This window comes from Sphingobium sp. C100 (genome assembly GCF_000508185.1).
Classification (GTDB): domain Bacteria; phylum Pseudomonadota; class Alphaproteobacteria; order Sphingomonadales; family Sphingomonadaceae; genus Sphingobium.
The window spans coordinates 1-3,834 of sequence record NZ_AYOY01000065.1; the positions used below are offsets into that span (position 1 = coordinate 1).

Genomic DNA, 3,834 nt, shown 5'->3' on the forward strand with positions numbered 1-3,834 from the left:
GATCCTCTCCCGGCCGGCCGCCATCTCCGCGCCGCTGCGTCGGATTTTGCAAGGGACGCGCTGCTGCTCCGTGCTGGCGCTCGCCTCGGCGCGGCCCAGATCGCGCTTGCCGTGCTCGGCGGGCATGGCAGCTTGCCGGCGGGCGCGCGACCGAGGGTTGCGCTGTTATCGACCGGTAATGAACTGGTGCAGCCCGGCGCGCCGACGCCGCCGGGCTTCCTGCCCTCCTCCAACGCACCGATGCTGGCCGCGATGCTGGCTGCGCTGCCCTGCGACGTCATCGACATCGGCATCGTGCCGGACGATCTCGACACTCTGGCCACCGCTTTTCGAACGGCGGCGCAGGCGGACATCATCGTTTCGACCGGCGGCGCGTCTGTCGGCGATCATGACCTGGTGCGCCCGGCATTCGCGCGGGCAGGCGGTTCGCTCGATTTCTGGAAAATCCGGATGCGGCCGGGCAAGCCCCTGATGGCGGGCCGACTGGACGATTCGATCTTCCTCGGCCTGCCCGGCAATCCGGTCTCGGCCTTCGTCACGGGAACGCTGTTCCTGCTGCCGCTGGTGCGCCATATGGCGGGCGCGGCCGCGCCTCTGCCCCTGATGACCCACGCGCCGCTCGCTTCTACCCTGCCCGCCACCGGCGACCGCGACGATTATCTGCGCGCCTATCGCGGCGCAGACGGCATCGTGTCGGTCACTTCGCAGGACAGTGCTGCCACCGCGGCCATGGCGATGGCCGACTGCCTGATCCTGCGCCCTGCCGGTTCCCCCGCCGCACGGCCCGGCGATCGCGTCACCATCATCCCGCTTTCATAAAAAAGGGAGCGGTCGCGCGCCTTTCGTTGCTCATAGGATGCGGTCAGCCCATCTGCGTGGGGCCGGGCGCCAGATCCTGGCGGCGCTCGTCACCCATCTGGCGTTCCTCATGATCCCTGTCCCGCGCACGGTCATGCGGCCGGCGTCGATGCTGGTTATTATTATGTTGGTTCAGGTGGGTCATTTTTGCGTTCCTTGATCCTTGCCGGACAGGCGTGATGCAAAACACGTCCGGGTTCGCGCCGTTCCTCCCGATGCGACAAGCGGTTGGCGCTTGGTGTTTATCCCCTTTGCATACGTGAATCGGATCGCATGGGCATGTTAACGCCGTAGGCGTTAAACGGAGCGTCCAATGATCCCGGCCTTTGACTCCTCGGTATTGAGTGAACTAGCCTCCCGATATCATGGGGGTGGCCAGTGCAGCACAGCACACAGTTTTCAGTTCGGTATCTCACCGAAGAGCCAGTTCATATCCGAGATATCATCAGCAGCCTTCAAGCCGTTGAGGCAACTCTTAACGAGACTGCCCGCCTGCTTCCGGCGCTTGTTGATGGCCTGTCAGTTCAAAAACTGGAGGTCAAAGTCCGCGAAATCGCGCAGGCCAGTCCTTTACGGGAAGCGTTTGCCGTCGCGCTCTTTGTCGCCTTCCAGAAGCAACTGGAGTCCGAAGTGCCGGACCTGATAACTGATGCTACAGGAATGATTATTCCCGACCGCTTTGATACGGTTGTAACAGTCGTGGCATTGATTGTCGTCTTTTACGGCGCTGATGCGCTCAAGAGCCTGGTATTCGGCACGGGATCATCCGGTGCCGCAAAGGCCCAACTCGACAGCCTAATCGCTGAGTTGGCACCGCAAGTTGGAAAGTCGGAAGATTCCATACGGAAAATTCTGGCCGATCGGTATTCAGAAAAAACACTCTGGCGGCGCGTGATGAACCTCGCGTCAAGATTTTTTGCTCCAAGCAAGCAACAGGATAGCGCCCCCCTAGAAGTCAACGGACGCATGATTCCGCAGGATATCGTTCGTGATATTCCTGCCGAGTTTCTGTTTGATGATGCATCGGAGGAACGGCCATCTCGCTCTTTCAATGGAGTGCATATAGAGCTTCACGCTCAGGATCGAGACAACGCGGGCCGTGGATGGGCGGCTGTTATCGATAGCGTATCTGGCCAACGGCTACGGATGAAATTGATGGATGAAGTTAGCGCAACAGACCTATGGAACAGGGATCATGTTAACGGTGATATTTCTGTCATTTATGAGAATGTTGCAGGACAAATGGTGCCGAAGGAAGTGCATTTGCATAGGGTGACAGGAGCGGCTGAATGACGAATCTCAAGCAAGCCCGCAACGAGGGCAAATTAGACCAGTTCATCGCGGAACGGGAAGGCGAGAAGGCCGATCCGGATGCCTTCAATCGCGCCGTTCAGGCAATGGTCCAAAAGTCCCCAGCAGTTCCGAAAGCATCGTCTCCGCGCAATCCCGACGATTGAAGCGATATTCCGCTTCCTTGGCGTATTTCCACAGGTGCTTGCCCGAAACGTGGATATGGGTGCCGTTGATCGACCGCTTTAGCTGCGACCAGAAGCCTTCCACGCCGTTGGTCGATACATGGCCGCGCACATATTCCCCGGCGCTGTGATTGACCGTCTTGTGCCAATATCCTTTGAAGTCGCCCAGATCGCTATAGCTGATAAATTCATCGGTATGGATTTCGGTGTGCGGCTTCACGTTGGCGAAGATATGCCCCTCTAAGGTCGAGCGCTTCCGGTTCGGGATAACCTTGGTCACGATGTCACCATTGCGCTCCATCATGCCCATGATCGCCGTCTTGTTGGCCTTGTAGCCTGTCCCTTTGCCCTTCGCGACGCCACCGACGTAGGTTTCGTCAATCTCGACCGTCTTGAACGCGCCGCCAATTGGATCTTCGCCGTCAACGTCCGCCATATGTTCGCGGATCAAGTGAGCCATGCGCCAGGCTGTCTTGTAGGTGACGCCAAGCTGGCGCTCCAGTTCCTTCGCCGCCACGCCGTTGCGCGTCGTGGTGAACAGGAAGATCGCATAGAACCACATTTGCAGCGGTGTGCGCGTCTGCTGGAATGGGGTGCCGACCGTAGGGTGCAGGTGATGACCGCACCACTGGCACGAATAGGCGCGCTCGGCCTTGATCCGAAACCACTTGGACGGGCGCTCGCAAGAGGGGCATTCAAAGCCCTGCCCGAAGCGGATTTCAAACAGATGGTTCAGGCACGTTTCGTCATCGGGAAACTGCTTGAAAAACTGCGCGATCGTTTGGGGCTTCTTGCTCATACCCAGTATATAGCAGGAATAGTTACGTATGGGAAGGGGATAATCACCTGGCGCTTGACTAATCTCCATGTGTTTCCTATACGTTCCTCATACGTTCCACGGAGGACCGCCGCGATGTTGACGCCCAAGCAGCAGGAATTGCTGAGCTTCATTCATAACCGCCTGGAGGAGGGCGGCGTTTCGCCGTCTTTCGAGGAGATGAAGGACGCGCTCGACCTGCGCTCAAAGTCCGGCATCCACCGCCTGATCAACGCTTTGGAAGAGCGCGGCTTCATCCGTCGCCTACCTAATCGCGCCCGCGCGCTGGAGGTGCTGAAGCTCCCCGATGCGATGCATCGCGCACCGGCCATCACACCGCAGCCCAAGATCGCCCCGCCCATCCTGCCGATCGCAGCCAATGACGTGATCGAAATTCCGCTGCACGGCCGCATCGCCGCGGGCGTTCCGATCGAGGCGATGGAGGGACAGACGATGTTGTCGGTTCCCGCCGCCCTGCTCGGCGCGGGCGACCATTATGCGCTGGAAGTGTCTGGCGACTCGATGGTGGAGGCGGGCATTCTCGACGGCGATTTCGCGCTGATCCAGCGCACAGAGGTCGCGCGCGAGGGGCAGATCGTCGTGGCGCTCATCGAAGAGAATGAGGCGACGCTAAAATATTTCCACCGCGAAGGCAGTCGGGTGCGGCTGGACCCCGCCAATCCC

General features: G+C 59.7%; 5 protein-coding genes. 3 read left to right on the forward strand and 2 right to left on the reverse strand.

What is annotated here, in order from left to right; translation table 11 throughout:
* A partial coding sequence (locus tag C100_RS30560; RefSeq protein ID WP_024018844.1) for a molybdopterin molybdotransferase MoeA occupies window positions 1-819 on the forward strand: 819 nt, incomplete at its 5' end.
* Window positions 820-862: 43 nt separating this feature from the next.
* Here C100_RS30560 and C100_RS48540 read toward each other — a convergent pair.
* Window positions 863-1,003, reverse strand: coding sequence for a hypothetical protein (locus C100_RS48540; protein ID WP_161633900.1), 141 nt, complete (start codon window positions 1,001-1,003; stop codon window positions 863-865).
* A gap of 233 nt (window positions 1,004-1,236) precedes the next feature.
* Here C100_RS48540 and C100_RS30565 point away from each other — a divergent pair, with 233 nt between their 5' ends.
* Window positions 1,237-2,151 (forward strand): hypothetical protein, encoded by a 915-nt coding sequence (locus C100_RS30565; RefSeq protein WP_024018846.1) that lies wholly within the window; start codon window positions 1,237-1,239, stop codon window positions 2,149-2,151.
* Window positions 2,152-2,235: 84 nt separating this feature from the next.
* Here C100_RS30565 and C100_RS30570 read toward each other — a convergent pair whose 3' ends face one another.
* Window positions 2,236-3,132 carry an IS1595 family transposase gene (locus C100_RS30570; protein ID WP_024018847.1) on the reverse strand — a complete coding sequence of 299 codons (897 nt, stop codon included), beginning with the start codon at window positions 3,130-3,132 and terminating at the stop codon, window positions 2,236-2,238.
* Window positions 3,133-3,246: 114 nt separating this feature from the next.
* On the opposite strand from C100_RS30570, the gene lexA reads away from it, so the two are divergent.
* Window positions 3,247-3,834: transcriptional repressor LexA (gene lexA / locus C100_RS30575; RefSeq protein ID WP_024018848.1), on the forward strand; the 588-nt coding region annotated here is incomplete at its 3' end.

What these genes read in the sequence shown, in the direction of transcription:
- C100_RS48540 (WP_161633900.1), bottom strand. Translation starts at nt 1,003, where the DNA reads ATGACCCACCTGAACCAACATAATAATAACCAGCATCGACGCCGGCCG.
- C100_RS30570 (WP_024018847.1), bottom strand. Translation starts at nt 3,132, where the DNA reads ATGAGCAAGAAGCCCCAAACGATCGCGCAGTTTTTCAAGCAGTTTCCC.